25 protein-coding genes and 1 tRNA gene are annotated in these 20,267 nt (G+C 64.4%); 7 read left to right on the forward strand and 19 right to left on the reverse strand.

Annotated elements, in window-relative coordinates:
• The first annotated feature begins 28 nt into the window (after window positions 1–28).
• From ACHMXA_RS16185 to ACHMXA_RS16200, 4 genes are all read left to right on the forward strand, one after another.
• Window positions 29–1,102 (forward strand): putative FMN-dependent luciferase-like monooxygenase, encoded by a 1,074-nt coding sequence (locus ACHMXA_RS16185; protein ID WP_395315789.1) that lies wholly within the window; start codon window positions 29–31, stop codon window positions 1,100–1,102.
• Window positions 1,103–1,118: 16 nt separating this feature from the next.
• Window positions 1,119–1,781, forward strand: a complete 663-nt coding sequence (locus ACHMXA_RS16190) for a CMD domain protein (protein ID WP_395315790.1) — start codon at window positions 1,119–1,121, stop codon at window positions 1,779–1,781.
• Window positions 1,782–1,794: 13 nt separating this feature from the next.
• Window positions 1,795–2,406: an alkylhydroperoxidase domain protein gene (locus tag ACHMXA_RS16195; protein WP_395315791.1), complete on the forward strand. Its 612-nt coding sequence runs from the start codon at window positions 1,795–1,797 to the stop codon at window positions 2,404–2,406.
• A gap of 364 nt (window positions 2,407–2,770) precedes the next feature.
• Window positions 2,771–2,847: transfer RNA gene (locus ACHMXA_RS16200), tRNA-Arg, on the forward strand.
• A gap of 305 nt (window positions 2,848–3,152) precedes the next feature.
• Here ACHMXA_RS16200 and ACHMXA_RS16205 read toward each other — a convergent pair.
• The 13 genes from ACHMXA_RS16205 to ACHMXA_RS16265 form a co-directional block, all read right to left on the reverse strand.
• Window positions 3,153–4,217 (reverse strand): tyrosine-type recombinase/integrase, encoded by a 1,065-nt coding sequence (locus ACHMXA_RS16205; RefSeq protein WP_395315792.1) that lies wholly within the window; start codon window positions 4,215–4,217, stop codon window positions 3,153–3,155.
• A 316-nt stretch (window positions 4,218–4,533) separates the two neighbouring features.
• The gene (locus ACHMXA_RS16210; protein ID WP_176668864.1) at window positions 4,534–5,241 is read right to left on the reverse strand and encodes a hypothetical protein; all 708 of its coding nucleotides are present in this window, start codon (window positions 5,239–5,241) and stop codon (window positions 4,534–4,536) included.
• Window positions 5,242–5,264: 23 nt separating this feature from the next.
• A complete protein-coding gene (locus ACHMXA_RS16215; protein WP_395315793.1) occupies window positions 5,265–5,534 on the reverse strand; it encodes a hypothetical protein in 270 nt (89 codons plus the stop codon).
• A gap of 272 nt (window positions 5,535–5,806) precedes the next feature.
• A complete protein-coding gene (locus tag ACHMXA_RS16220; protein WP_176668862.1) occupies window positions 5,807–6,013 on the reverse strand; it encodes a hypothetical protein in 207 nt (68 codons plus the stop codon).
• Window positions 6,010–6,156 carry a hypothetical protein gene (locus ACHMXA_RS16225; protein WP_176668861.1) on the reverse strand — a complete coding sequence of 49 codons (147 nt, stop codon included), beginning with the start codon at window positions 6,154–6,156 and terminating at the stop codon, window positions 6,010–6,012. The genes ACHMXA_RS16220 and ACHMXA_RS16225 overlap by 4 nt, the downstream gene beginning before the upstream one ends.
• Window positions 6,157–6,158: 2 nt before the next feature.
• A complete protein-coding gene (locus tag ACHMXA_RS16230) occupies window positions 6,159–6,365 on the reverse strand; it encodes a hypothetical protein (protein WP_176668860.1) in 207 nt (68 codons plus the stop codon).
• 14 nt (window positions 6,366–6,379) lie between these two features.
• Window positions 6,380–9,085, reverse strand: coding sequence for a toprim domain-containing protein (locus tag ACHMXA_RS16235; protein WP_395315794.1), 2,706 nt, complete (start codon window positions 9,083–9,085; stop codon window positions 6,380–6,382).
• Between the two features lie 156 nt (window positions 9,086–9,241).
• On the reverse strand, window positions 9,242–9,376 hold the full coding sequence (locus ACHMXA_RS16240) for a hypothetical protein (protein WP_395315795.1): 135 nt from the start codon (window positions 9,374–9,376) through the stop codon (window positions 9,242–9,244).
• On the reverse strand, window positions 9,376–9,699 hold the full coding sequence (locus tag ACHMXA_RS16245; RefSeq protein WP_395315796.1) for a hypothetical protein: 324 nt from the start codon (window positions 9,697–9,699) through the stop codon (window positions 9,376–9,378). The genes ACHMXA_RS16240 and ACHMXA_RS16245 overlap by 1 nt, the downstream gene beginning before the upstream one ends.
• Entirely contained in the window at window positions 9,696–10,070 is a 375-nt protein-coding gene (locus ACHMXA_RS16250; RefSeq protein ID WP_395315797.1) for a hypothetical protein, read from the reverse strand. The genes ACHMXA_RS16245 and ACHMXA_RS16250 overlap by 4 nt, the downstream gene beginning before the upstream one ends.
• 94 nt (window positions 10,071–10,164) lie before the next feature.
• A complete protein-coding gene (locus tag ACHMXA_RS16255) occupies window positions 10,165–10,488 on the reverse strand; it encodes an ogr/Delta-like zinc finger family protein (RefSeq protein ID WP_369658405.1) in 324 nt (107 codons plus the stop codon).
• A gap of 252 nt (window positions 10,489–10,740) precedes the next feature.
• The gene (locus ACHMXA_RS16260) at window positions 10,741–10,938 is read right to left on the reverse strand and encodes a hypothetical protein (RefSeq protein WP_176668854.1); all 198 of its coding nucleotides are present in this window, start codon (window positions 10,936–10,938) and stop codon (window positions 10,741–10,743) included.
• Window positions 10,939–10,972: 34 nt separating this feature from the next.
• The gene (locus tag ACHMXA_RS16265) at window positions 10,973–11,182 is read right to left on the reverse strand and encodes a hypothetical protein (RefSeq protein WP_395315798.1); all 210 of its coding nucleotides are present in this window, start codon (window positions 11,180–11,182) and stop codon (window positions 10,973–10,975) included.
• Between the two features lie 81 nt (window positions 11,183–11,263).
• Between ACHMXA_RS16265 and ACHMXA_RS16270 the strand changes: the two genes are divergently transcribed.
• The 3 genes from ACHMXA_RS16270 to ACHMXA_RS16280 all read left to right on the forward strand — a co-directional run bounded on the left by ACHMXA_RS16270 (window position 11,264) and on the right by ACHMXA_RS16280 (window position 14,919).
• Window positions 11,264–11,608 (forward strand): helix-turn-helix domain-containing protein, encoded by a 345-nt coding sequence (locus tag ACHMXA_RS16270; protein WP_395315799.1) that lies wholly within the window; start codon window positions 11,264–11,266, stop codon window positions 11,606–11,608.
• A gap of 192 nt (window positions 11,609–11,800) precedes the next feature.
• Window positions 11,801–13,552, forward strand: coding sequence for an AAA family ATPase (locus ACHMXA_RS16275; RefSeq protein ID WP_395315800.1), 1,752 nt, complete (start codon window positions 11,801–11,803; stop codon window positions 13,550–13,552).
• A gap of 74 nt (window positions 13,553–13,626) precedes the next feature.
• Entirely contained in the window at window positions 13,627–14,919 is a 1,293-nt protein-coding gene (locus ACHMXA_RS16280) for a hypothetical protein (protein WP_395315801.1), read from the forward strand.
• Window positions 14,920–14,925: 6 nt separating this feature from the next.
• Here the strand turns inward: ACHMXA_RS16280 and ACHMXA_RS16285 are convergent, their stop codons facing one another.
• The 6 genes from ACHMXA_RS16285 to ACHMXA_RS16310 all read right to left on the reverse strand — a co-directional run bounded on the left by ACHMXA_RS16285 (window position 14,926) and on the right by ACHMXA_RS16310 (window position 20,230).
• Window positions 14,926–15,969 carry a phage late control D family protein gene (locus tag ACHMXA_RS16285; protein WP_395315802.1) on the reverse strand — a complete coding sequence of 348 codons (1,044 nt, stop codon included), beginning with the start codon at window positions 15,967–15,969 and terminating at the stop codon, window positions 14,926–14,928.
• 2 nt (window positions 15,970–15,971) lie between these two features.
• Complete coding sequence (locus ACHMXA_RS16290) at window positions 15,972–16,409, reverse strand: phage tail protein (protein ID WP_395315803.1); 438 nt, start codon at window positions 16,407–16,409, stop codon at window positions 15,972–15,974.
• An 11-nt stretch (window positions 16,410–16,420) separates the two neighbouring features.
• Entirely contained in the window at window positions 16,421–19,096 is a 2,676-nt protein-coding gene (locus ACHMXA_RS16295) for a phage tail tape measure protein (protein ID WP_395315804.1), read from the reverse strand.
• A 68-nt stretch (window positions 19,097–19,164) separates the two neighbouring features.
• Window positions 19,165–19,281, reverse strand: a complete 117-nt coding sequence (locus ACHMXA_RS16300; RefSeq protein ID WP_176663632.1) for a GpE family phage tail protein — start codon at window positions 19,279–19,281, stop codon at window positions 19,165–19,167.
• An 8-nt stretch (window positions 19,282–19,289) separates the two neighbouring features.
• Window positions 19,290–19,652 (reverse strand): phage tail assembly protein, encoded by a 363-nt coding sequence (locus ACHMXA_RS16305; protein WP_395315805.1) that lies wholly within the window; start codon window positions 19,650–19,652, stop codon window positions 19,290–19,292.
• A 65-nt stretch (window positions 19,653–19,717) separates the two neighbouring features.
• Window positions 19,718–20,230 carry a phage major tail tube protein gene (locus ACHMXA_RS16310; RefSeq protein ID WP_395315806.1) on the reverse strand — a complete coding sequence of 171 codons (513 nt, stop codon included), beginning with the start codon at window positions 20,228–20,230 and terminating at the stop codon, window positions 19,718–19,720.
• Between the last annotated feature and the right edge of the window lie 37 nt (window positions 20,231–20,267).

The following is a 20,267-nucleotide window of genomic DNA, read 5'->3' on the forward strand; positions in this document are numbered from 1 at the left end:
AGCCACAACACAGCCTTCAGACCTCCGGATGCCCGGCACTTCCCATTTCCCACGCCCGCTTCGCCTCGGGTTCTTCAGCCGCCTGCTCGACGACGTTCCCGCCGCGCAGCGCTACCGCCTGGCCGCCGCGCAGATCGCCCACGCCGAGGCCTTCGGCTTCGATTCGGCCTGGGTGGCGCAGCATCACTTCCATGAGCACGAGGGCGGGCTGCCCTCGCCCTTCGTCTTCCTGGCCTACGTGGCTTCGCGCACGCGGCGCATCCGGCTGGGCACGGGCATCGTCACGCTGCCGCTGGAAAACGCCGTACGGGTGGCCGAGGACGCGATCGTGCTGGACCTGCTCTCGGGCGGCCGGCTCGAGGTGGGCGTGGGAACGGGCGGCACGCCCGAGTCCTTCGCGGCCTTCGGGCTGGACGGCAACGACCGTTCGGCCATCTTCGCCAGGCAGCTCGCCGCGGTGCGTTCGGCATGGGCTGGCCAGCCGCTGGCCGGCGGCGACACGCTGTACCCCTCGGGCTCGCAGCTGCTGGGACGCATCTGGCAGGCGACGTTTTCTGTGAGCGGAGGCACGCGCGCGGGAGAGGCGGGCGACGGCCTGATGCTCTCGCGCACGCAGCCGCGTCCGGGACATGCGCCGCATGCCTCGCTCGCGGAAATCCAGAACCCGATCGTCGATGCCTACCTTGCGGCGCTGCCTTCCGGCCATGCGCCGCGGATCGTGGGCTCGCGCAGCGTCTTCGTGGCGGACACGCGCAAGGAGGCGCTGCGCCTGGCCGACGTCGGCCTGCGCCGCTCGGCGGCCCGCTTCGCGGCCTCAGGGCAGTCCGGGCTTGCCGACCGCGCCGGCCCCGACGCGCCGCTCGAACAGCTGATTGCCGAGTACGACGTGCACGTGGGATCGCCGGAAGACGTGATTGCCTCGCTGCGCGCCGACAGCACGCTCGCGCGCGTGACCGATCTCGTCTGCCAGGTGCATTCGGTCGATCCGCCGCACGAGGCGATCCTGCGCTCCATCGAACTGACCGCCTCCGTGGTCGCGCCGGCCCTGGGCTGGACGCGCGGGGCGAGCGCGCCGGATCTCCAGGCACTCGCACTTCTCTAGCCGCATTCCTTTCGCCATGAACGCCATCGCTTCCTCCTCTTTTTCCTCGGCTTCCCTTGCTTCTGCGGTGCCCGACGTCATCGACCGGCTTGCCGGCATCGAGCCCGGCAGCCACCTCGACCGCATCCGTTCGCAGCGCGAGCAGGCACGCATCCATGCGCAGCAGAGCTACCTCGCACTGTTCGCACCGACGCCGCCGCTGTTCGGGAACTTCGAGATCGCGGACCGGTTTGCCGTCGCCGCCTTCGTCGCGGGGCTGCACGGCCAGGCGGACGTGGCGCGCTTCTATGCCGATGCGCTGCCAGGGCAGGGCGCCCGCGCAGGAGTGGCCGAGGCCATCGCCGCGGAAACGAAGCGGGGCGCCGGGCAGGGCCCCTACGGTCGCTATCCCGCCGGACCGCTCAGCGCCGAGGATGCGGATGGCGTCTCGTACGCGGTGAGCGACGCGCAGCGCGCGGTGTTCGGCGAGCGGCTTTCGGCCGGCCTCGAGCACGCACACCTGCTCGTCTTCCACCCGCGCGATGCGAGCGCCGCGGCGCTGCAGTCGCTGCTGGACGCGGGATGGTCGAGCACCGAAGTCGTGACGCTCTCGCAGCTCGTGGCGTTCCTCGCGTTCCAGATCCGTGTCGTCGGCGGCCTGCGGGCCCTGGCGCAACGCCCCGTCACCCTCGTCGATTGATCGGAAGAACACCATGAGCGCCGAATCCGTGCTGAACCACCCCGGCAATATTCATCCGAACGCCTTCACGCAGGCGCAGCTCGAATGGCTGCCCTGGCTCGAACCGCTGGCCGAGGCCGACCTGACCGAGCGGCATTTCGCGGGGCTGGTGGACGCATCGCGAGCGAAGTCGCCGTACTTCCGCCTGCTGGCGCGCGACCCGGACATCCTGGGCGCCCGCACGCGCACCGACAAGGACATCTTCTACAACCCCGAAGCGGGCTTGCCGCGCGCCGAACGCGAACTCTCGGCCACCGCGGCTTCGCGCTACAACGGCTGCATCTATTGCGCCTCGGTGCACGCGCGCTTCGCCTCGCATTTCTCGCAGCGCACACAAGACGTGCAGCGGCTGCTCGACGAAGGCGTGGAGGCCGAGCTGGGCGAGCGCTGGAATGCGATCGTCGCGGCGTCGGTCGCGCTGTCTGCCACGCCGTCCGCATTCGGGCCCGAGCACGTGGCGCAACTGCGCGCGCAAGGACTGGACGATCTTGCGATCGCCGACGTCATCCACGGCGCTGCCTTCTTCAACTGGGCGAACCGGCTGATGCTGTCGCTGGGGGAGCCGCAGCAGGCCGCGGGCAGCTGACCGGCCTCACGACAGCAGATTCAGCAGCCAGGCCAGGAACTGGCCGATGGCGACCAGTGCGGCCCAGACGGCGCGAAGGGCGCGGAGTGCGTCGAGCAAGTTCAGGGTCCTTCAGCGGCGGGGCAGCGGCGTCTCGGGGCAGGGCTAGAGGTGGCTATGCATCACCAGGAGGTTCAGCGTATCCGGCCAGTTGGGCGGAAATTTGGAGACTGTTGCCGCGAGCGAGCTGGCGGGCCTGACGACGCGCTGCGCAATGCCTCGCAGCCGCCGAATCGATACGCGGAACTCGGTAGAATTCGCGCTCGTCCGTGAGAGCATTCACGCTCAAGTCATTGATTTTGCTGGCTTCTCTCCAGCTCCAAATCTGCCCGTAGCTCAGTTGGATAGAGCACCTGCCTTCTAAGCAGGTTGTCGGGGGTTCGATCCCCTCCGGGCAGGCCAACTTTCATTCCCGAGCAGTTGCCGCAGTCTTTTGGGGCCGGTTTTGGCCCTTGCGGTGGCGCAGGCGGTCGGGTGACCGGCCTTCCGGGATACAAACTACAAACGAAAAATGCACACAGCCCGCGATGTGACTGTGTGCATTTCGACTTTTGGTCGGGGCGAAAGGATTCGAACCTTCGACCCTCTGGTCCCAAAACAGTGGGTAAACCTATATAAATCAACGGGTTGCCGACGTTTTGTCTAACGCGGATTTTCGGGTTTGGGTGTGTTTTTCCCTCTGAGGGCATTTCCCCGTTAGACAGGTTTCAGCGTGTCGCGCCGGTCTTCTTCGCCCGCTTGTGACGCACGTAGTCGGCCGTCTGCGTCTGGGTGCTGTGGCCCCCCATAGTCTGGGCCTGGCCGATCCCGCGTTCGCTGACGCCATCGATGTCTGTGAGTGCCTTCGCGCGCAGGTCGTGGAAGTGCGCGTCCTTGACCTTGGCTCGCTCCCGCGCGCGGGTCCACGCGGTGGATGCTCCGTCGTAGGTGTAGGGCTCGCCCTTGAGTGTCGAGAAAACGTACCGCATGCTCACCGGCTTCGTCTTTCGCGCCTTGCCTCGACGGCCAGGCACTGGCGGTGGGTGCCTGAGGCGCTCGATCACGGCCTGCAGCTTCGGTGTCCACTCGATCAAGATCCGGACCGCCGTCGTGTCCTCCGTCTTCGACGGCTCGAAAAGGATTCCTTCCTTTCGGATCTGGGTCCACTCAAGGCCCAGCAGATCGCTGATTCGTTGGCCGGTCAGATATGCCATGTCGATCAGGCAACAGATGGTGTGTCCTGAGCGCGTCCTGTTGCCATCGTCGCCATAGCAGGCGGCAACCTTGATCCGGCGTAGCTCGCTATCCGTGATGTACCTCGTGCGGGCTTTCACCTTCTTCGTCTTGACCGAGTCGACCGGGTTGCTTCCGGCGGGCCTGAAGCCCTTCACCTCGGCGAATCGCATGCGCTCGCGCAGGGCTGCACGGTAGGCGTTGTAGCTGCGCGGCTGCTCGTCCCACGGTTCAAGAAACTCGACGACGACAGGGGGCGTGACATCGCGGGCGCGGAATTCGAGAAACGCCTCGGAGATCGCCTTGTTGTGCGTCCTGTGGTCTGCCTGTGTCTTCTTCCCGTGCTTGCTGCCGATCTCCTTCATCCAGTCGGCGCACACCTTGGGCATCATGTCGTCGAGCGCCTTGTCCGTCTCGATCTTGGCCAGTGCCAGGTACATCGACGACAGGCCTTCCTTGATGCGGCAGAGCTTGGTCCACTTCCGTTTTTCGCCCAACGCGGCGACGTGGTAGTAGCTGCCGTTCTTCTCATAGACCCTCGGTGGGAGGTCACGCTTCATGATCTCTTCCTCGCTACTGGTCGAAGTTTGGGGCCGTTGGCCGGCGCGCGGGCACCGGCGCAGATCGCATCGTAGTGAGGGCGCTCGAGGATGACGCTTCCGTCGAATCGAGATCGGCGCGCTCTGTAGAACCCTTGACGTAGAAGCTCTGCGAGCTGTTCGGCCGCGCGCCTGTACCCCGTGAGCTCTTGAAGCTCACAAGGGGTCAAGATCGCCCTCCCGTTCTGGCGCGCAGGTGTGGCCAGCGGGTGTGTCTTTACCGCAATCGCCGCCGACTGGCTTCCGTCATGGATAGGGCCTTCGATCTCGACGGACTTCATGCATGCGTTCCTTGTTGTCGGCATGAGGCCAGTAGAGGCGTCACAGGTGGCAGCGACAGCACGTTCTCGCACAGCGCCTCGAGACTTCCATCGTTTCGCAGATCGAAGTCGACAGTGATCTGGTGACGCTCGCTGCTGTGGTGCGCCGTGTCGGCGCTGAGCGGCGTCGCGTTCGGGCTGTGAACCCGTACGACGCTGAGCTGGACGCCGAGGGCGCGCAGTGCTGTCACCTCGACGGGATCTCGCAGATCGGTGATCGCGAAACGACGGAACCCGACTGCTGCCTTCCTGGCAATCCAGCGCGTGGCGATGTCGGCGTAGTAGCTGGGCCGGTACCGGCGCCGGAAGTCCGCCCAGTGTTGCATCGCCCAGCGCGGACTGCGGGGCTCGTGCAGGCTTTCGCCGGCGTCGAAGCACCAGCTGATGAAGGCCGGGTCGCTGCACATGCCCACGGCGAGCGCCGGGATGGCCCATTCCTTCGTCGGCCGATGGTCGAGCATCCGCTCGTCGATGCGCCACGCTGCCGCGATCTCGCGGCGCAGACCGTCGGCGAACGCGATGGATTCGAACTGGCAACGGTTGACCAGTACAGCTGCGGCACTGTCCTTGCCTGCGCCGGTCTTTCCGGTGAAGGCGATCACGATGATGCTGCGTTGTGAGCTGCTGCTGGCGGGGCGCGGGGATTCGATGTAGACGCGGTTCATGTTGACTCTGTGAAAGGATCTGATCAGTCGTCATCGCGCTCGCCTGCGGCGGCGCGCTTGCGGTCGATGAAGGGAGGGCAGCCGGCGGACGGCTGCAAGGGCCGGCAGGACGGCGCGCGCGGCGCTGGTGCCCTGCCTGCGGCGGCGGGGTGCCGGGCTGCAATGCGCACCATCCGGCTGCGCACGCGGTCCTGCATCACCGCCTCGAAGTCGTCGGCCCAGCGAAAGCGCTCCGCCATGCGCGCGCAGGCCTCGCGCAGCATCTGGTCGGTGGGCTCGGTTGCGTGGGCCATAAAGGCTCGAAGCGATCAATGCCAGCCCGGCATGTCGAGGTGTCGGGCGTTGGGCCCACAGCTGCCGGAAGCCGCTCGGGCTACATCCAGCGCCTCGGGCTGACCAGTCAGGCGAACTGCTGGGCTGTCGCAGAGCAGCCGACCGGCAAGCGCCGTCGAGTGCCTGCACAGCTCGCAGGCGCGGAACAGAGTTCCGAATGCATGCGCCTCGGGCCTGCCGTGCACGAGCAGCGCGGCCGGCGCCTCTGGCGCTGTAGCGACGTCCACGCGGCTCATTTGCCGCCTCGCGCGGGCATGGGTACCACGTTGTCCAGTTCGAGGCTCTGCTGGCGCTCCTGGGCCTTGCGGTTCGCCTCGCGCGTCAGCGCGGCCCGCGCCACCTTGAACGTCTCGCGGATGTTGGTGTGGTACGAGTCCCGGTACTTGAAGCCGGCGGCGTACACGCCGCGCGTCGGCATGGTCTTGCGCGCGCCGGTCATGCGGACCTCCGCACGCTGAGCAGCCGCAAGTTGCCGAAGCGCTCGAAGGCGATGCCTTCGGCTGCGGCGCACGAGGCTGCGAGCTGGGTGTAGCCGTAGAAGACGCCGGCGGCGTCGATGACCTTCACGATGTAGGCGTGCATGGTCAAACCTCCTTTGCAGAGTTGGTGGTGGAAACGGGAAAGGGAGCGGGCTCCACGCGGTCGACGAGGCGCCCGAGCGCGGCTTCGGCGATCTGCTGGGCGGCGAACGCGTCGCGGGCCCGCAGCTGGATGAAGAGCGCGATGGGCGCCTGGCCGGGGACCGTGTGGCGGTAGTGGCAGCGGAACGGCTGCGCGGCGGTGATGTGCATGGGAGCCTTCGTGGTCAGGCGCCGCGCCCCGGACGCTCGAAGACCCAGCAGTGCACGGTCTTTGGGGTGTCGGGGCCTTCGGCGTTGGGGGTGGTCCGGATCGCGCTGTTGACCGACTTGATGTCGACGAAGCGCCGGGTCTTGCTGGTGCGCAGCACCTTCTTCAGCTCCGCCAGCAGGGGGATCTGCTGGCGGTGTGTATTCGCCTTCTCGACGAACTCGTTGAGATTGACGGCGATCTGCTTGCCGTCGCGGCTGTGGTTGAGCAGTGGGCGGTCGAGATGGCCGTGCTTGACCGACTCCACGCCCAAGGCGTCGAGGTAGTCGAAGGCTTCCCAGAACTCCTGCACCAGCGGGTGGTCGGCGTTGATGGCCTGCTGCCGCTCGCGAGCCATGGCGACGATCTGCGCCTGCACCTGGCTGAACTGTTCATCGGACAGCGGCACCACAGCGCGCAGCGCCTTCGACATGGAAAGCAGCTGCGCGTGGTTCTTCGCGATGCGTGGCTTGTGGATGCCGTCCTGCGCGAGCAGGAACTGAATGTTTTGGTCGTGGTCGGCCGCGATGGTTGCCATCACGTCCGCCTCGCGCTTGAGCGCGGCCAGGATGAAACCGCTGACCTGCTCGATCTCGATCTTCTCCAGCGCCTTCGCGCTCTCGTAGCTCGCGGTCGTGAACCCTCTTGTGTCGAAGGTCATGTGGCAGATCCGCTCCATGATGGCCTGCGAGGCCTGCACCTGGTTGTTCTGGCTGATGACGATGGACGCGCGAAAGGGCGGGTCGTAGGTCTCGTTGCCGCCGGTCTTCACGCCGGTGGTGCGGATGCTGTTGCCGTTGTAGGCGTCCTTGAGCTCGTCCCAGTCGAAGCTCTTCACGTGCGCCTGACCTCCGCTCTTTGTCTCGCGGTCGGACTCGATCAGCACGATGGGCAGGTTGCTTACCTGCGTGAAGGTGCGCAGCCGGCCGGCCGAAGTCGACTTCGACGGATCAAAGCCCTCGTAGTCGCGCCCGCACAGCTTCCAGAGGAACTGGATCAGCGTGGTCTTGCCCGAGCCGGGCTCGCCCACGATCTCGAGGAACGGGAAGCTCTGCTGCTCGGCGCGCACCTGCTCGGCGAACAGGCTCCCGAACCAGTAGGCGAGGGCGATGTAGCCTTTCGCGCCGAAGGCGGACCACAGGTGCTTCTGCCAGGCGCGCTCGTAGCCTTCACGGTCGGTGTTGACCTGCAGCTGGATCGACTTCTGCAGCGTCTTGATCGACAGCTTCTCGAAGTCGAAGTAGTCGTCCTTGTTGGCCTCGTGGATCGCGCCCTCGCGCACCGCGACCTTGCCCAGCAGGTAGGTCTTGTGCGCCGCGCTGTAGCCGATGAAGTCGACGGTCTGGACGGTTTTGATGTTGTCCAGCTGGCGCTGCATCATCACCTCGAGCTGCTGGCTCGAGCCGCTGTAGATCGCGCCGGCGGCCATGTGCAGCAGCTGCTTCTTGAACTCGCTGCCCGTGGTCAGTTGGCCGGCGGTGAAGGTGCCCTTGACCTCGGGTCCGTCGTGCGGGAACGTGACGCGGAAGTAGTACCAGGCCTCGCCGGTGACCTCGTTCTTCTGGTAGTAAAGGGCCTGCGGCTTGCAGTTTGCGATGGGCTGCAGCACGCCGGATTCCTTCAAGGCCTGCGTGCGCAGATCCTCGTCGCCCATCGGCGGCGTATGCCCCTCGGCGATGGCCTGCTTGATCCTGTCCTCGGCCTTGCCGAAGCGGTCGAGATCCAGCTTGAACCAATACAGGCGGTTGACGTGGTCGAAGTCGAAGCTCTGCTTGCCGGTACGGTTGTAGATCAGCAGGGCTTTGTCCTGCGGCGTGGCGGCCAGCAGCAGGGCGCCGTGGTAGCGGTAGTCTTCGAGATGGTTCTCCTCGAGCCGGCCGCGCTGATGCAGGTCGTTCCAGTCGACCTTGGCCTTGCCGCGTTGCGGGATCTGCGCGGCCGAGCAGACCCAGCCAGCCTCCCGCGCGCGCCTTACGTACTTCAGGGTGAAGTCCTGGCCGGCCTTGTCGCCGTCGAAGGCCCACACCAGCCGGGGCAGGTCGACGGCACCGTTCTGGCCGTCGACCACGGCCTTGACCTCGGCCAGGGCCTTCTCCGGGTAGTTGTTGCAGCTCAGCAGCGCCACGGCCGCGATGCCGTGGTGCGCCAGCGCGATGGCATCGAAGATGCCCTCTACCAGCCACAGCTCTTCCGGAGGCGGGCTGGAAAGCCGCACAGGGCCCGCTGGCGACGCGGCCTGCATTGCCTGGGCCATGGCCGTCTCGGGTGTGGCCGGCGGCGGCGCAACGAACGAGAGGCCGGGCATGGCCCACCACGTGCCCGCGTAGCTACCGCCGGCCTTGAAGTTCGCCTTCTTCTTCCCGAAGCGATGCGGCCGGTCGAAAAAGCGCTCCCACCAGGTGCCGGCGAGCTGGAAGCGCACGGTGCCCGTGCCGGCGCCGTTGCCACGGTCGGCGCGGGCGTCGAAGTAGTGCTCCTGGGTGTAGGTGCCCTTGATGAGCGAGAGGTCGAAGCCGCGCCCATCCCGGAGATAGGCATCGGCGGCGGCGGTGGGGTTCTGCTGCTCTGGCGGTTTGTCCTGCTCGGGTTTCTGGTAGCGCTCAGTCCACGAGTTGAAGAAGTCCGGGTAGAGGTCTTTTGCGTGGGCCTCGTAGCCGCAGTTGTTGAGCCGGTCGCACCGCACCACCCACGGCGTCGCGGCATACGTCCACAGCGACTTCTTCCGCAGCTAGGGCAGAGGCCCTTCTGCAGGAAGCGGCCGTCCGACGTGCGCTTGAACTCGTAGTCGTTCGTCAGCGCGTCGGCGATGTCGTTGAGAAGATCTCCGCTCATGAAATCCTCAGAGCAGCCCGGCCAGCGCGAGCGCGCGGCCGAGCAGGGCGGAGATCAGCACCACCACGAGGGCGGGCAGCAGAGAGAGCGCGGCAGCGGCCAGCGCGCGCATCAGCAATAGGCGAGCGAGCTGTGAACCCATCACGCAGCTACCCTGCTGCGACGCGCCAGTACGGCCGCATCAGCAGCCTCGGCCGTAGCTGCGGCACGGTTCAGGCTCGTAGCGAGCGCGCGGGCGTCGTCCGGGGTGATGTGCAGCGGCAGGATGCCGGCGGTCGGGCCCGAGCCGACGATCACCAGCACGAAGGGACGATGGCTTCTGTTGCTGCCGCCTGCGCTGTGGTACGAGTAGACGTCGAGCCCGACGCCGGGCGTCGCGTCAGGATTGCCGCTCTGCTTGTGGCAGATGGTCTGGCCGTGGGCGACCCAGTGATTGCCGCCCTGGTCGAGGAGCCGGGTGCTCATCGTGCGTCACCCGCCGCGCGGGCTACCTCAGCCAGGACGGCTGCGGGGTTGGATTCGATGTCGTGCGCGGCGTCGAGGAGGCGGGCGGCGAGGTCGCGCAAGCCGGCGGCATGCAGCATCAAGGTGACACGCAGTTCGGTGCCGGAGCCGATGTCGATCCTCAGCTGGGCAAGATCCTGCCTGCCGTCGCGGTACACGCTCGCGCGGCCCATCGGCGGACTGCATTCGTCTTCGTGTTGTGGGTCGGCCGATGCTGTGCCGGCAAATGCGTCGGTGGAGTCCGCGCCGAAGCGACGTTGTGTGGCGTACTGCGGCTCGAGGGGCACTTGCGCCGGGCGCGGTGCGAGGTGGTTGGGTGCTGAGTCGTTCATCTGAAAACCTCCGGGGTGAGCACGTCCCGCAGGGCCTCCGAACAGGCACCGCAGGGGATGGGGGAAGGGGAGATCGAGCGGGCGCTCGAGCGCGCTATGAGGGGCCGTCGATGCCGGCCGGCGCGAAGAGGTCACGCGTCTCGGGCGGCGTCATCAAGGGCGTGTGCTCGGCTGTGCTGCCCGAGCGGATCTGCTGGGCCAACACGTCGCGCCGCATGTGCGACGCGAGGGGAAGATGGACAGTCGGCGCCGGCGTTGCTGAAGGCGAGATCGTCATGTCGGCCTCGGTGGTCGCGCGCCACGTGTGCCCGCATTCGAAGTTGCCGCAGACGACGTAGTGCTGCGACACGGTCGGCGTCATCACCTTGGTGGTCCGGATGGACCCGAGGTGGTCGCAGTGAGGGCAGCGCAGTCTCATCGCGGCTCCGAGGGCGCAGGGCGCCGGTCGACGAGATAGAGGGCACGACCGCGCCCAGTAGTCGCGCGCGCGCGGCGCGGCGAAGCCGAGCCTTTACCAGCCATTCGGCGGCGGACTCGAAAGAGGGGAACCCGCGCTCCAGGCGCACGCGCTCGATCAGCGCGTGGTCTTCATCGGTGAAGGTGATGATGTGCTCGGGCATCTTTTCGGCTGCTCTTGTTGCGCCGGGGGGCTGCTGTATGCGGCCTTCCTTCAGGCGGCGCGCTGGTCGAGACTCGGCTCATGAACCAGCCCCAGCACCTGCCGCGCTTCGCGAAGAGCCAACTCGCGCAGCAGCGTTGCGAGCTGCTCGCCCTGATAGTTCGCCATGGCCTGCACGAGGCCATCCTCGTAGTCGTCGAGGCGGATCGTGTAGCGGTTGGAGCGCACGCGCTTGGGATCGGGGTACATGGGGGAGCCTTCCGAGGATTGCTGCAGGGAAAGGTCAAGCCGTGAGCGGCGTGTTGGTGCGGTCGCATTCGTCCAGGCCACGAAGTGCGGCGAGGCGGACCACAGAGGCCATGGAGCGCTGCTCGCGAACAGCGCGGCTCTTGAACCGCTCGAGCTCTTCAGGGTGCAGGCGCACGGCGATGGGCTTATCGCTGACAGCGCCATTTGGAGCGCGACGGACGCGGGTCTTCGAGGCGGGCTTCATAGGCGTCGGCTGTATGCTTGTGAAACGAAGAATTGCACAGTGAAGCGGAATATAGAGCAGAAATCTGCTTATTGCAACGTAATGGATGAAAAAATCCGCTTATCAATTGGCGCGCGCTTGAGAGAAGAGCGTGAGCGGCTCGGGATGTCGCAGACCGCCTTTGCGGAGCTGGGCGATGTTTCGCTGCGCGCAGAACAAGACTGGGAGAGGGGCAACTCCGCCCCGAAGGCGGACTTTCTCGCTGTTGCAGCTACGCACGGGGTTGATGTGCTCTATGTGCTGACGGGGCAGCGGACGCCGACGCCAACTGCCTCACTCAGCCAGGAGCAGCAGGCATTGCTGGACAACTACGATCACGCCGATGAGGAAGGAAGGGCTGCGGCCCGGAGGGTGCTTTCTTCGCTCGCGAAACAGAAAACTGGTTAGCAAACCGCCCTTGTGGCTCCAGTTGCTTTTGGCGCTGCTGCGCTGGGCGGTAATGGACGATTGGGGCGACCTGAGCGAAGTCGCACAAGGTCTTCGCGAACGCTTCGCTGATGCTGATTTTTGTCCACGTCGCTTTTTTGTCTACCGCACAGTAGCAAGAGCAACGCAAGACCAAGAGGGTAGGAGGGACTGATGGCGGATTCGATCTTTCTGCACGGGATTGCTTTGGCCAACTATCGAGGCATCGGCGATGCCTTGAACTACGTTGGGCCATTTCAAAAGTTCAATTTCTTTATCGGACCAAATAACGCCGGTAAATCGACAGTTCTGAACTACATCTCTCGGCATCTGAGGCCCCACGTAACTGAAAGGTCGACCAGCCAAGCAGCCGCTCCTCAGATCGAGCCGCTGTACAAGAACATTTCCAATCCCAATGGGGAAATGGTCCTTGGAGTTGGCCTTTCGTCTGCGCAGGTCAGAGGTGTGCTGGAAAACTTGTTCCCGAGGCACCAAGTCTTCGTCGAAGTTGGGTTGGGACTGCTTTCTGTCTTCAGCAAAGAGGATATGTTCTGGTTCCGGCGGAGTGATCGTCCACCATATGCCCTTCAAGCACTCAAGCCGTCAAAGCTTGATACGCAGGCGCTCGCGCAGAAGATCGGTCTAGTGGCCGTCCGAGACTTCTGGAGCGCGTTGGTTGGAATGACAGGAGGGGATTCAGAGGCTTGGGTGACGCAATCAATCGAGCGATTGCTGACGCACGTGCCAGCATCAATACCTCCTGCCGCGATGGTTCCAGCAATACGTGCAGTTTCTGATAGAGGGCAGGACTTTACTGATTGGTCCGGCCGGGGGCTGATAGAAGAGTTAGGCAGGCATCAGGACCCAGACTACGACGAACAGTTCAAGAGGGTGAAGTTCAACTCGATTAATGAGTTCGTGCGCGCGGTCACAGACAACTCGAGCGCGGAAATTCGAATCCCGCATGATCGAAAGCACATTCTCATCTTGATGGACAACAAGCTCCTTCCGCTAAGTGCGCTAGGCACCGGCATCCAGGAGGTTGTGCTGTTGGCTGCGTCGTGCACATTCATGGAGCGCCAGATCGTGTGCATTGAAGAGCCCGAGGTGCATTTGCATCCGTTGCTCCAGAGACGGCTCGCTCAGTATCTCGCTGAGCAAACCTCAAACCAGTACTTCATTGCGACGCATTCAGCAAGCATCATTGATGCGACTGCAGCTGCGGTGTTCCACGTCTCAAACAGCGATGGCGAAACATCTATTGCACCAGCGTTGACATCGTCGAGCAGGTTTCAAGTTTGCCGTGATCTGGGGTATCGAGCGTCGGACTTGCTTCAGTCGAACGCAATTGTCTGGGTGGAAGGCCCTTCAGATCGCATTTACATCAATCACTGGATTAAAGCGCTAGCGCCCGACCTCAAGGAAGGTATTGACTATTCGATCATGTTCTATGGTGGGCGGTTACTAAGCCATCTGACAGCGAATGACGATGAAGGTCAGAAGGACGTGGAGGCTTTAATTGCCGTCCGCCAACTCAACCGGAACTTGTGCGTGGTGATGGACAGTGATAGATCGGGAGCTGATGACTCCATCAATGCCACCAAACAGAGAATTCTTGCCGAGCTAGCTAGCGATCGTGGCGTCGGTTGGATTACCGACGGCAGGGAGGTTGAGAACTATGTGGAGAGCGAAACCATGAGCAGAGCTTTGAAAAAAGTCTATGGAGATCGCTTTCACAAACGACTCAAGACCGATCAGTTTTCGCATGTACTGCCATTCAAAAAGCCCGATGGGACCAAGATGGAGAAGGTCGACAAGGTCGCAGTGGCAATGGAGGTGTGCAGTGAAGCCGCGAACGTTGACGTGCTCGACCTTCGAGAACGAATTGAAGCAGTGATCGTGCTCATTCGGAGTTCCACGCTTTAAGTATTGATCGCGTCATCACTGCATGTCGCGCGGGCTGCTTTGCGTCGGCCGCAGTTTCTGGAACTTAAATCGATATGGCAACTGTTGAGAGTTCATTCAATCCCACTCCAACTGCGGGAAATATCAAGCTTCAGGGGAAGTATCTTTCTCCGCTCGTTGAGTACGTCAGCAGCCTCGAACTTCGGGACGGCATGTTCCTGATTGCTCCGGGGCCGAAATTCCAGGTGCTCAAAGAGAGCATGGCAAGGGTTTTCGATCCATACATTGAAGTCGACGATGTGCAGTCCATTGTGTTTAGACAGTGCATACAGTTCGAGAGAAAATGGTCGGGCAAACGAAGCGGCGCTCTTTCATCGGAGGAAAATCAAGATCTGCGAGACGAGCTTGTCGGACAGATTAAGAGCTTTTTTGAATCGATCCCTCGTCCTTGTACTCTACGCGTTTCGCTCCCAAGCTTTCCACGATTGGCAGGGCCTGTTAGGAGAGTTGCGGAAGACGTTCGCTTGGTGTCGGTTGCTGCTGCGCCGACAGATAACAAGCTTCGAGGGGGGGCGCTTTCCCTCCTTTTCTACGAATCAGATCCAGCACCGGATACGTGGCTTGAACTGATGGCAACCGGGTATGCAGACCATTCACCGAACTCGCGTACTGCTGCTGAGTGCCTATCGATGGCGAAGCAGTGCGCCTTTGTGTTGACTGGGCTCGGGCTTTGCGCAACGCATTGGAATCCTCGGAAGGCGAAAGCCACTTTTTCTGATGGAGCGTCAGAGCCGTTCTACGCGATGGAAATCCCCGAGGCAGTTCAACGACTGTATGGTCGTCTTCAGATCAATGAGTCGAAACTGCGCGTGCGCGGCAGTGCACCGAAAGGCGCGGAATCGGCTCAAACTTTGCTGACTGAGCCGGATCGAGAGCCAAGGAGTGATGAAGAGAGATTGATCGCGATTGACAGCATGCTCGGTCCGCTGCGTCGCTACTTCAACGCGCGTTCAGAACAAGATTTTCAACAGATTGCTGCGGCGATTGAGTGGTATCAAGATTCGGTCTATGCCGATAACGATACCTTTGCCTACATCGCGGCATGTGTTGGATTGGAGGCTCTGATCGGGAGTGAAGATGAGCATCTCGATTCATTGTCTAAGCGACTTGCTGATCGGTATGCCTTTCTTATCGGAACCAGTCGCAAGGACAGGGAAGAACTCAGGCAGCAATACAACAGGGTGCTGCGCGTTCGCGGAGAGCTGGTGCACGGGAAGGCTGCGCGCCTAGCACCGAAGGAGAGATCCTTGCTTAATACAGCGCAGATGATGCTGATGCGCCTGATTTGGAAGGAGCTCAATCGTGTTTGGAGGGCAGTGGAGCCGTAGAGCAGATTAGTCGTCGTCGATGCTGCTCGGCTCATTCGCCTCAGTCCTGGAGACTTCCATCTCAGCATGAGTGGTGAATCCACCGTCCGACGTCATGGTGTGCCGCACCTTGATCGTCAGCCATTCGGTGTCATCGATCTCCGGTTTCCAGCCCGAGACCTTTACGGGCGTCTGAGGTGTCAGCATGGGCTGGCCGAGCGCCAGCGTCAGGTTGAACGTCGCAAGGCCTCGCTGTATGCGGCGCCACTCGGCCTGCGCTGCTGCGCGCGCGTCGGCCTCGTTTGCGAACGTGTCTTTCAGCCGCTTCGCGTTGCCACTCTTGCCCACCAGCACACCGCGCCGCTTCGCCCGCTTCGGGTCGTGCCAGTAGGCGCGCACGCCGCTGTAGGCGTCCCGGTCGCTCGTGTGATACCGGTGGATGTCGCCATCGGCTCTTGTGATCTCGATGACCGGGATGCGCTCACCCGTCGATGTGGTCGTGCCAACGATGGGCAGGAAAAGCAGCCGTCCCCGCTTGACCGTCGCGACGGCGTCGTGCAGCTTGGCCAGGCGCGTAATGAAGTTCAGGTCGCTTTCGTTGGTCTGGTCGATGTGCGCGATCTGCCGCGCGCCCAAGGCGGGATCGATCCGCGCTACCAACTGGTGCCGTGTGGCCGTCTGCCGCACGATCTCGCCCAAGGTGACTCTGTGGTAGCTGCGCTCCACGCGCGTGCGCAATGACTGATGCATGTCGGCGCTACGGGCGCGGATGCAGATTTGGTCGGGGGCGCCGCTGTGCTCGGCCTCGCCGACGATGAACGTGCCCTTGTCGACCAGGTCGGCACCAATCCAGCCGATGGCGAGCTGCAACTCGCGGCCCTTGGGCGGGATCTCCAGCGCCCCGTCATGGTCGTCGAGCACGAGATCGAGCTGGTCGGCCTCGTTGCCCCGGCACTCGTTGAGCGTCACGCTGATCAGGCGTGCGTCCACCATCGGTGTGATGTCGCGGTCCCCGATCTTGAGGCGGTAGGTGGGCGCTGGGTGGGCTGGATGCTGGTCTTGCGGATCCATCCTCACGTCTCCACGTCGTCACCGGTGCCGTCGTCATCGCCGATGGAATCGGTCTGCCCGTCGTCGACGCGCTCGAGCTGCAGCTGGAACTCGATGCGCCTGGCCGCGCCATTGGGCAGAAACACGGTCTTCGTCTCGGTGAGGCTCTCGATCACGTACAGGCCGTACACGATGCCGGTGCCGTCGACAAGGGGCCACGAGGCGCCCAGGTTGCCCATCTCGCGCAGCTCGTCGAGGGCGACGGTGCCGCCCGTCAGCTCGGGCATCAGCACGCCTGACAGCTGGAAGGTGTCGTCGCCCACGCCGAGGAACTGCCGCGCCGCGCGCGCGCCGATGCGGCTGTTGCTCGCGTGGCGCCACTTCATCTGCCGCTGCAGCTCCTGAAAGGCCAGCGTGTCGAGGCAGAAAACGAACTGGCCGAGGGCCATCATCATGTCCATGGGGGCTCCGGTCAGTCGATATCCGACAGCGAGGACTGGCCGGCGGCGCGTTTGGCGCGCTCGCGGCGATCCAGCTCGGCCGAGACGGCGCGGGCAACGGCTTGCGGGTCCGTGCCCGGCGCCGCGTGGATGTGGATCTCGTATTTGGTGGGCGCCATCGACGCGAGCCGGCCAGCGCTGGCGCTGATGGGCGCGCGGTTGTCGATCAGCGGCATGCTGTCGGCGCCGGCAGTCATCGGCAGCACCGAGGCCGCAGCAGTCGCGACGCCGAGCGCGGCTTGGCGCACGTACCCCGCGCGGCTAGCGATGCCGAGCGCGGCACCGTTGCTGATCTCGCCGCCGGCCAGCATGAAGACGCGGCTCGGGCTGCGGATGCCGAGCTTCTCCTTGAACCACGCAAGGGCCGAGTCCGCCGCACCAGAGATCGCGGTCTGAACCTGCCCCAGCGCGCCAGTGATGCCGTTGGCCAGGCCCGACATGATTTGGGCGCCGAACTCGGTGAACTTTGCCGGCAGCTCGAAGCCGAACCAGCGCATCGACTCTGCGAAGGCCTGGTAGAAGAGGCCCGCCGGCGACCAGTTCAGGATCGCCGCGCCCACGGTGGCGAGGGCAGCAGGTACTGAGCCGCCCAGGTACTGCCAGAACTGGTCGAAGGCGGCCTTCGACCGGTTCCACAGGTCGACGAAGAAGGTGCTGATGGGCCCCCAGTACCGGTAGATCAGGTAGGCGGCTACAGCGATGGCTGTGATGATTAAGCCGATGGGGTTCAGCAGCAGCGCGCGACCGAGCCACAGTAGCGCGGTGCCAGCCAGGCGGAAGCCCGTGGCGAGCAGGCCGAGCACTCGCGAGAGGATGCCGCCCTGTATGCCCATGGCGGCGAATGCAAAGCGCATCGCCACGAAGCCGAGGATCGCGGGCCCGACCACCAGCAGGACGCCGCCGAGCGCCACCAGAGCGACAGCAAGCACGCCGATGCCGGTAGTCAGGATCTGGGCGAGCCGTGGGTTGGCCGCCATCCAGTTCGTGAGGCCCCTCATCGCGGCCGTGGCGAGGCGCAGCGCGGCGAGGTAGGCCGGCATGATGCTGTCGCCAAACTGCTTGTACAGGTCGTTGCGACGGGCGGCCAGCTCCAGCTCGGCGCCCGAGCTGGTCTGTAGTGCGCGGTCGTAGAGCGTGCCGATGCCATCGGCGCCGGCGTTGAGCTTCGCGTTCTTGTGGATCTGGTCGCGCTGCAGGTACATCTGCGCGAACAGGTTGGAGGCGGTACGGTTGCTGAAGATGCCACCCATGGCGTCGAGCACGTCCTGCTTTTCCGTGATGCCCTTTGCCTTGAGCGCCGGCAGCAGGATCTCCTCCATCCAGCGGAACTGGTTCTCCCGGAAGATCTCGCTGCCCTTGAGCGCGCCGACGCCCAGCTGCGAGATCTGGCCGACCTTGTCGTGCTTGACCTTCGAGGGGTCGGCGATCAGCCCGAGGTCGCCGAGCATCATGGCCGAGCGCTTCGTGGTCTTGCCCTGGTAGATGTTGGAGTAGGCCGACATCATGGCCGTGCCCACGCGGTGACCGCCCATTTCCTGCACCAGCGGCTCCATCTGGTAGTAGAGGGCCTCATCGGTCAGGCCCTTGGCCGCGACGCCGCCGGTCTTGATGACGTTGAGCCACTCCTCGCCCTGCACGCGCCCGCCCGTGGCGGCGATTACGCGCTGGATCTTGTCGGCCTGATCCTTGAACACCTGCTCGTTCGCCAGGCCGCCGCGCAGCTCGATGACCTTGAGCATGTCCATGAACTTCTTCTCGTTCTCGTGGCCTTGCTCCTCGCCGTAGATCGCCTCGTTGGCGAACTTCATCTTCGCCAGCGTGGGCGCGACCATCTCGGCGTGGTGCAGATCCGCGAACACGCTGAGCCCGTCGCGCACGAGGGACAGGTTGTCGCGGGTGCTGGTGCCGTAGGTCTCCATGGCCTTCGCGTACTTGATCGCGTCGCCTGTGACCTTGTCTCCCAGGCCCAGCGCGGCAATGCGCTGCTGCTCGGTGGCGAATTTGGAGCTTTCAGCGATGGGCGCGCGCATGGCGTGCAGCACGGCAAAGCCGGAGCCGGCCGCGACTGCGCCGGCCACGGCAGTGTTGTGCCCGAGGTGCCGCCCCTTCTGGTATTCGGCCTTCGCCGCGTGCATGGCGCGCTGGCGCTCGCCGAGCTGCTTGAGCTTCGTGGTCTGCTCGTCGATCACGCGGTTAGCGGCCGAGATCTCGGTGCGCAGCCGGCGCTCGTGGGTGCCCATGGCGGCGGCGCTGATGCCGGCGGCCGTGAGCTTGTCGCGCAGGGCCTGCACGCGGGTGGCCTGCCGCTGATGCTGCTCACTCAGCGCCGCCGCCTCGCGCTTCGCGGCGGTGAAGTCGCGGATCATGGCCTTCGAGGGCGGGCCCATAGCGCCCAGCCCCTGCGCCAGCTGCTTGACGCGCGCCTGTGCGGCCGTCAGCTTCGCCGTGGTGTCCTGCAGGCCGGCGCGGATCTCGCGGAACTCGCCGACGCTCTTCTGCTGGGCGTTGAGCTCCTTGAGGCGGTCTCGCGCATCGCGCAGCGCCTTGGCGGTCTTGCTGCTGCTCTCGGTGACCTTCTTGAAAGGCGCGGAGGCCTTGTCCAGCGCCTGCAGGATCACCATCAGGCGCAGATCGCCGCTACCGGACATGCGAACCCCCTTGCGAGGCCGCCACGAGGCGCTGATGAGGCTGGAAGGGGGAAGGGTGGCGCATGGGTCTACTTGGGCGGTTCGTGGCGTTCACGGGCGCGCTCGCGCCACTGCATCAGGTCGGGCACCGACATGTCATCCATCTGGGCAGGGCCCCAGTGGAAGACGAAGGCGAGGTCCGCCATCGCGTCTTCTACGTGCTCTGGGATGCGGGAATCCGATCCGCACTCGGCAGCAAAAAATTCACCATCTCCGCGCCGAGTTGCGCCAGGTCGGATGGCTCCAGCGCCTCGATCTCGGGCTTCGTGAGCGTGGGGACCGTGACGCGGGGCAGCACCATGGTCAGGGCGATCACGTCCATCTGCATGAGCGCCGAGAGCGAAGTGCCGCGCAGCTCGCCGGAGCGCGGCTTGCGGATGACCACCTTGGTGATGGCTTGGCTGCCGCGCTGCACGGGCGTGTCGAGCGTGACTTCGCCAGCAGCGTTGTTCGGGGCGCTGCCGGGCTTCGGGGTGATGTCGATCACGCCGGGGTCGTTGTTGTCGTGGAGGTTCATGGTGCTGGATGAGGATGTGAAAAGTGGAGGGATGCGCCGGCAGCTGCCGGCGCGGCCGGGTCAGGTCAAAACAGGCCGAGCGCCCGGCGGATCTGCGCCATGCGATCAACGCCGCCGACTACCTCGATGAAGTTGACGAAGTCGATCTCCACGATCACATCGCCGTCGATGGCGAGCTTGTAGTAGCTGAGCGACGACTTCACCTTGATCTCGGTTTTTTCGCCGGCCTTGGCGTTGCCGAAGTCGATCTCCTTGTGACGCCCGCGCATCACTACCTCGCAGGACTGCACGTCGGCGGTGTCGTCGGCCTGGATCGCGCCGGCGAGCCGCAGCAGCACTGCGTCGTGGGTAGGTGCACCCCACTGGGTGAGCAGGCTCTTCATGTAGCCGGCGGCGGTCCATTCGAACTCCAGCGCCTCCATGCCGAGATCGATGCCGACCGGGCCGTTCATGCCGCCGGCGCGGTATTCCTCCATCTTGCGGCTGAGCTTGGGCGGAGTGGCCTCGGGCACTTCGCCAAGGTAGGCGTTGCCGTCGTTGAACAGGATGAAGTTCTTGAGTACGCGGGGGAGGGACATGGTGTTTTCCTCTGTGGATCAATGCGCGGTGATGCGG

This window comes from Variovorax sp. UC74_104 (assembly GCF_044055375.1).
Lineage (GTDB): Bacteria > Pseudomonadota > Gammaproteobacteria > Burkholderiales > Burkholderiaceae_C > Variovorax.

What these genes read in the sequence shown, in the direction of transcription:
- ACHMXA_RS16185 (WP_395315789.1), top strand. Translation starts at nt 29, where the DNA reads ATGCCCGGCACTTCCCATTTCCCACGCCCGCTTCGCCTCGGGTTCTTC.
- ACHMXA_RS16195 (WP_395315791.1), top strand. Translation starts at nt 1,795, where the DNA reads ATGAGCGCCGAATCCGTGCTGAACCACCCCGGCAATATTCATCCGAAC.
- ACHMXA_RS16260 (WP_176668854.1), bottom strand. Translation starts at nt 10,938, where the DNA reads ATGTACCCCGATCCCAAGCGCGTGCGCTCCAACCGCTACACGATCCGC.
- ACHMXA_RS16310 (WP_395315806.1), bottom strand. Translation starts at nt 20,230, where the DNA reads ATGTCCCTCCCCCGCGTACTCAAGAACTTCATCCTGTTCAACGACGGC.
- ACHMXA_RS16300 (WP_176663632.1), bottom strand. Translation starts at nt 19,281, where the DNA reads ATGGCGGACCTCGCCTTCGTCTTCCACTGGGGCCCTGCCCAGATGGAT.
- ACHMXA_RS16220 (WP_176668862.1), bottom strand. Translation starts at nt 6,013, where the DNA reads ATGACCGGCGCGCGCAAGACCATGCCGACGCGCGGCGTGTACGCCGCC.
- ACHMXA_RS16285 (WP_395315802.1), bottom strand. Translation starts at nt 15,969, where the DNA reads ATGGATCCGCAAGACCAGCATCCAGCCCACCCAGCGCCCACCTACCGC.
- ACHMXA_RS16205 (WP_395315792.1), bottom strand. Translation starts at nt 4,217, where the DNA reads ATGAAGCGTGACCTCCCACCGAGGGTCTATGAGAAGAACGGCAGCTAC.
- ACHMXA_RS16275 (WP_395315800.1), top strand. Translation starts at nt 11,801, where the DNA reads ATGGCGGATTCGATCTTTCTGCACGGGATTGCTTTGGCCAACTATCGA.
- ACHMXA_RS16230 (WP_176668860.1), bottom strand. Translation starts at nt 6,365, where the DNA reads ATGCACATCACCGCCGCGCAGCCGTTCCGCTGCCACTACCGCCACACG.
- ACHMXA_RS16305 (WP_395315805.1), bottom strand. Translation starts at nt 19,652, where the DNA reads ATGAACCTCCACGACAACAACGACCCCGGCGTGATCGACATCACCCCG.
- ACHMXA_RS16270 (WP_395315799.1), top strand. Translation starts at nt 11,264, where the DNA reads ATGGATGAAAAAATCCGCTTATCAATTGGCGCGCGCTTGAGAGAAGAG.
- ACHMXA_RS16240 (WP_395315795.1), bottom strand. Translation starts at nt 9,376, where the DNA reads ATGGGTTCACAGCTCGCTCGCCTATTGCTGATGCGCGCGCTGGCCGCT.
- ACHMXA_RS16290 (WP_395315803.1), bottom strand. Translation starts at nt 16,409, where the DNA reads ATGGACATGATGATGGCCCTCGGCCAGTTCGTTTTCTGCCTCGACACG.
- ACHMXA_RS16250 (WP_395315797.1), bottom strand. Translation starts at nt 10,070, where the DNA reads ATGAACGACTCAGCACCCAACCACCTCGCACCGCGCCCGGCGCAAGTG.
- ACHMXA_RS16225 (WP_176668861.1), bottom strand. Translation starts at nt 6,156, where the DNA reads ATGCACGCCTACATCGTGAAGGTCATCGACGCCGCCGGCGTCTTCTAC.
- ACHMXA_RS16255 (WP_369658405.1), bottom strand. Translation starts at nt 10,488, where the DNA reads ATGAGACTGCGCTGCCCTCACTGCGACCACCTCGGGTCCATCCGGACC.
- ACHMXA_RS16280 (WP_395315801.1), top strand. Translation starts at nt 13,627, where the DNA reads ATGGCAACTGTTGAGAGTTCATTCAATCCCACTCCAACTGCGGGAAAT.
- ACHMXA_RS16295 (WP_395315804.1), bottom strand. Translation starts at nt 19,096, where the DNA reads ATGTCCGGTAGCGGCGATCTGCGCCTGATGGTGATCCTGCAGGCGCTG.
- ACHMXA_RS16245 (WP_395315796.1), bottom strand. Translation starts at nt 9,699, where the DNA reads ATGAGCACCCGGCTCCTCGACCAGGGCGGCAATCACTGGGTCGCCCAC.
- ACHMXA_RS16190 (WP_395315790.1), top strand. Translation starts at nt 1,119, where the DNA reads ATGAACGCCATCGCTTCCTCCTCTTTTTCCTCGGCTTCCCTTGCTTCT.
- ACHMXA_RS16210 (WP_176668864.1), bottom strand. Translation starts at nt 5,241, where the DNA reads ATGAACCGCGTCTACATCGAATCCCCGCGCCCCGCCAGCAGCAGCTCA.
- ACHMXA_RS16215 (WP_395315793.1), bottom strand. Translation starts at nt 5,534, where the DNA reads ATGGCCCACGCAACCGAGCCCACCGACCAGATGCTGCGCGAGGCCTGC.
- ACHMXA_RS16265 (WP_395315798.1), bottom strand. Translation starts at nt 11,182, where the DNA reads ATGAAGCCCGCCTCGAAGACCCGCGTCCGTCGCGCTCCAAATGGCGCT.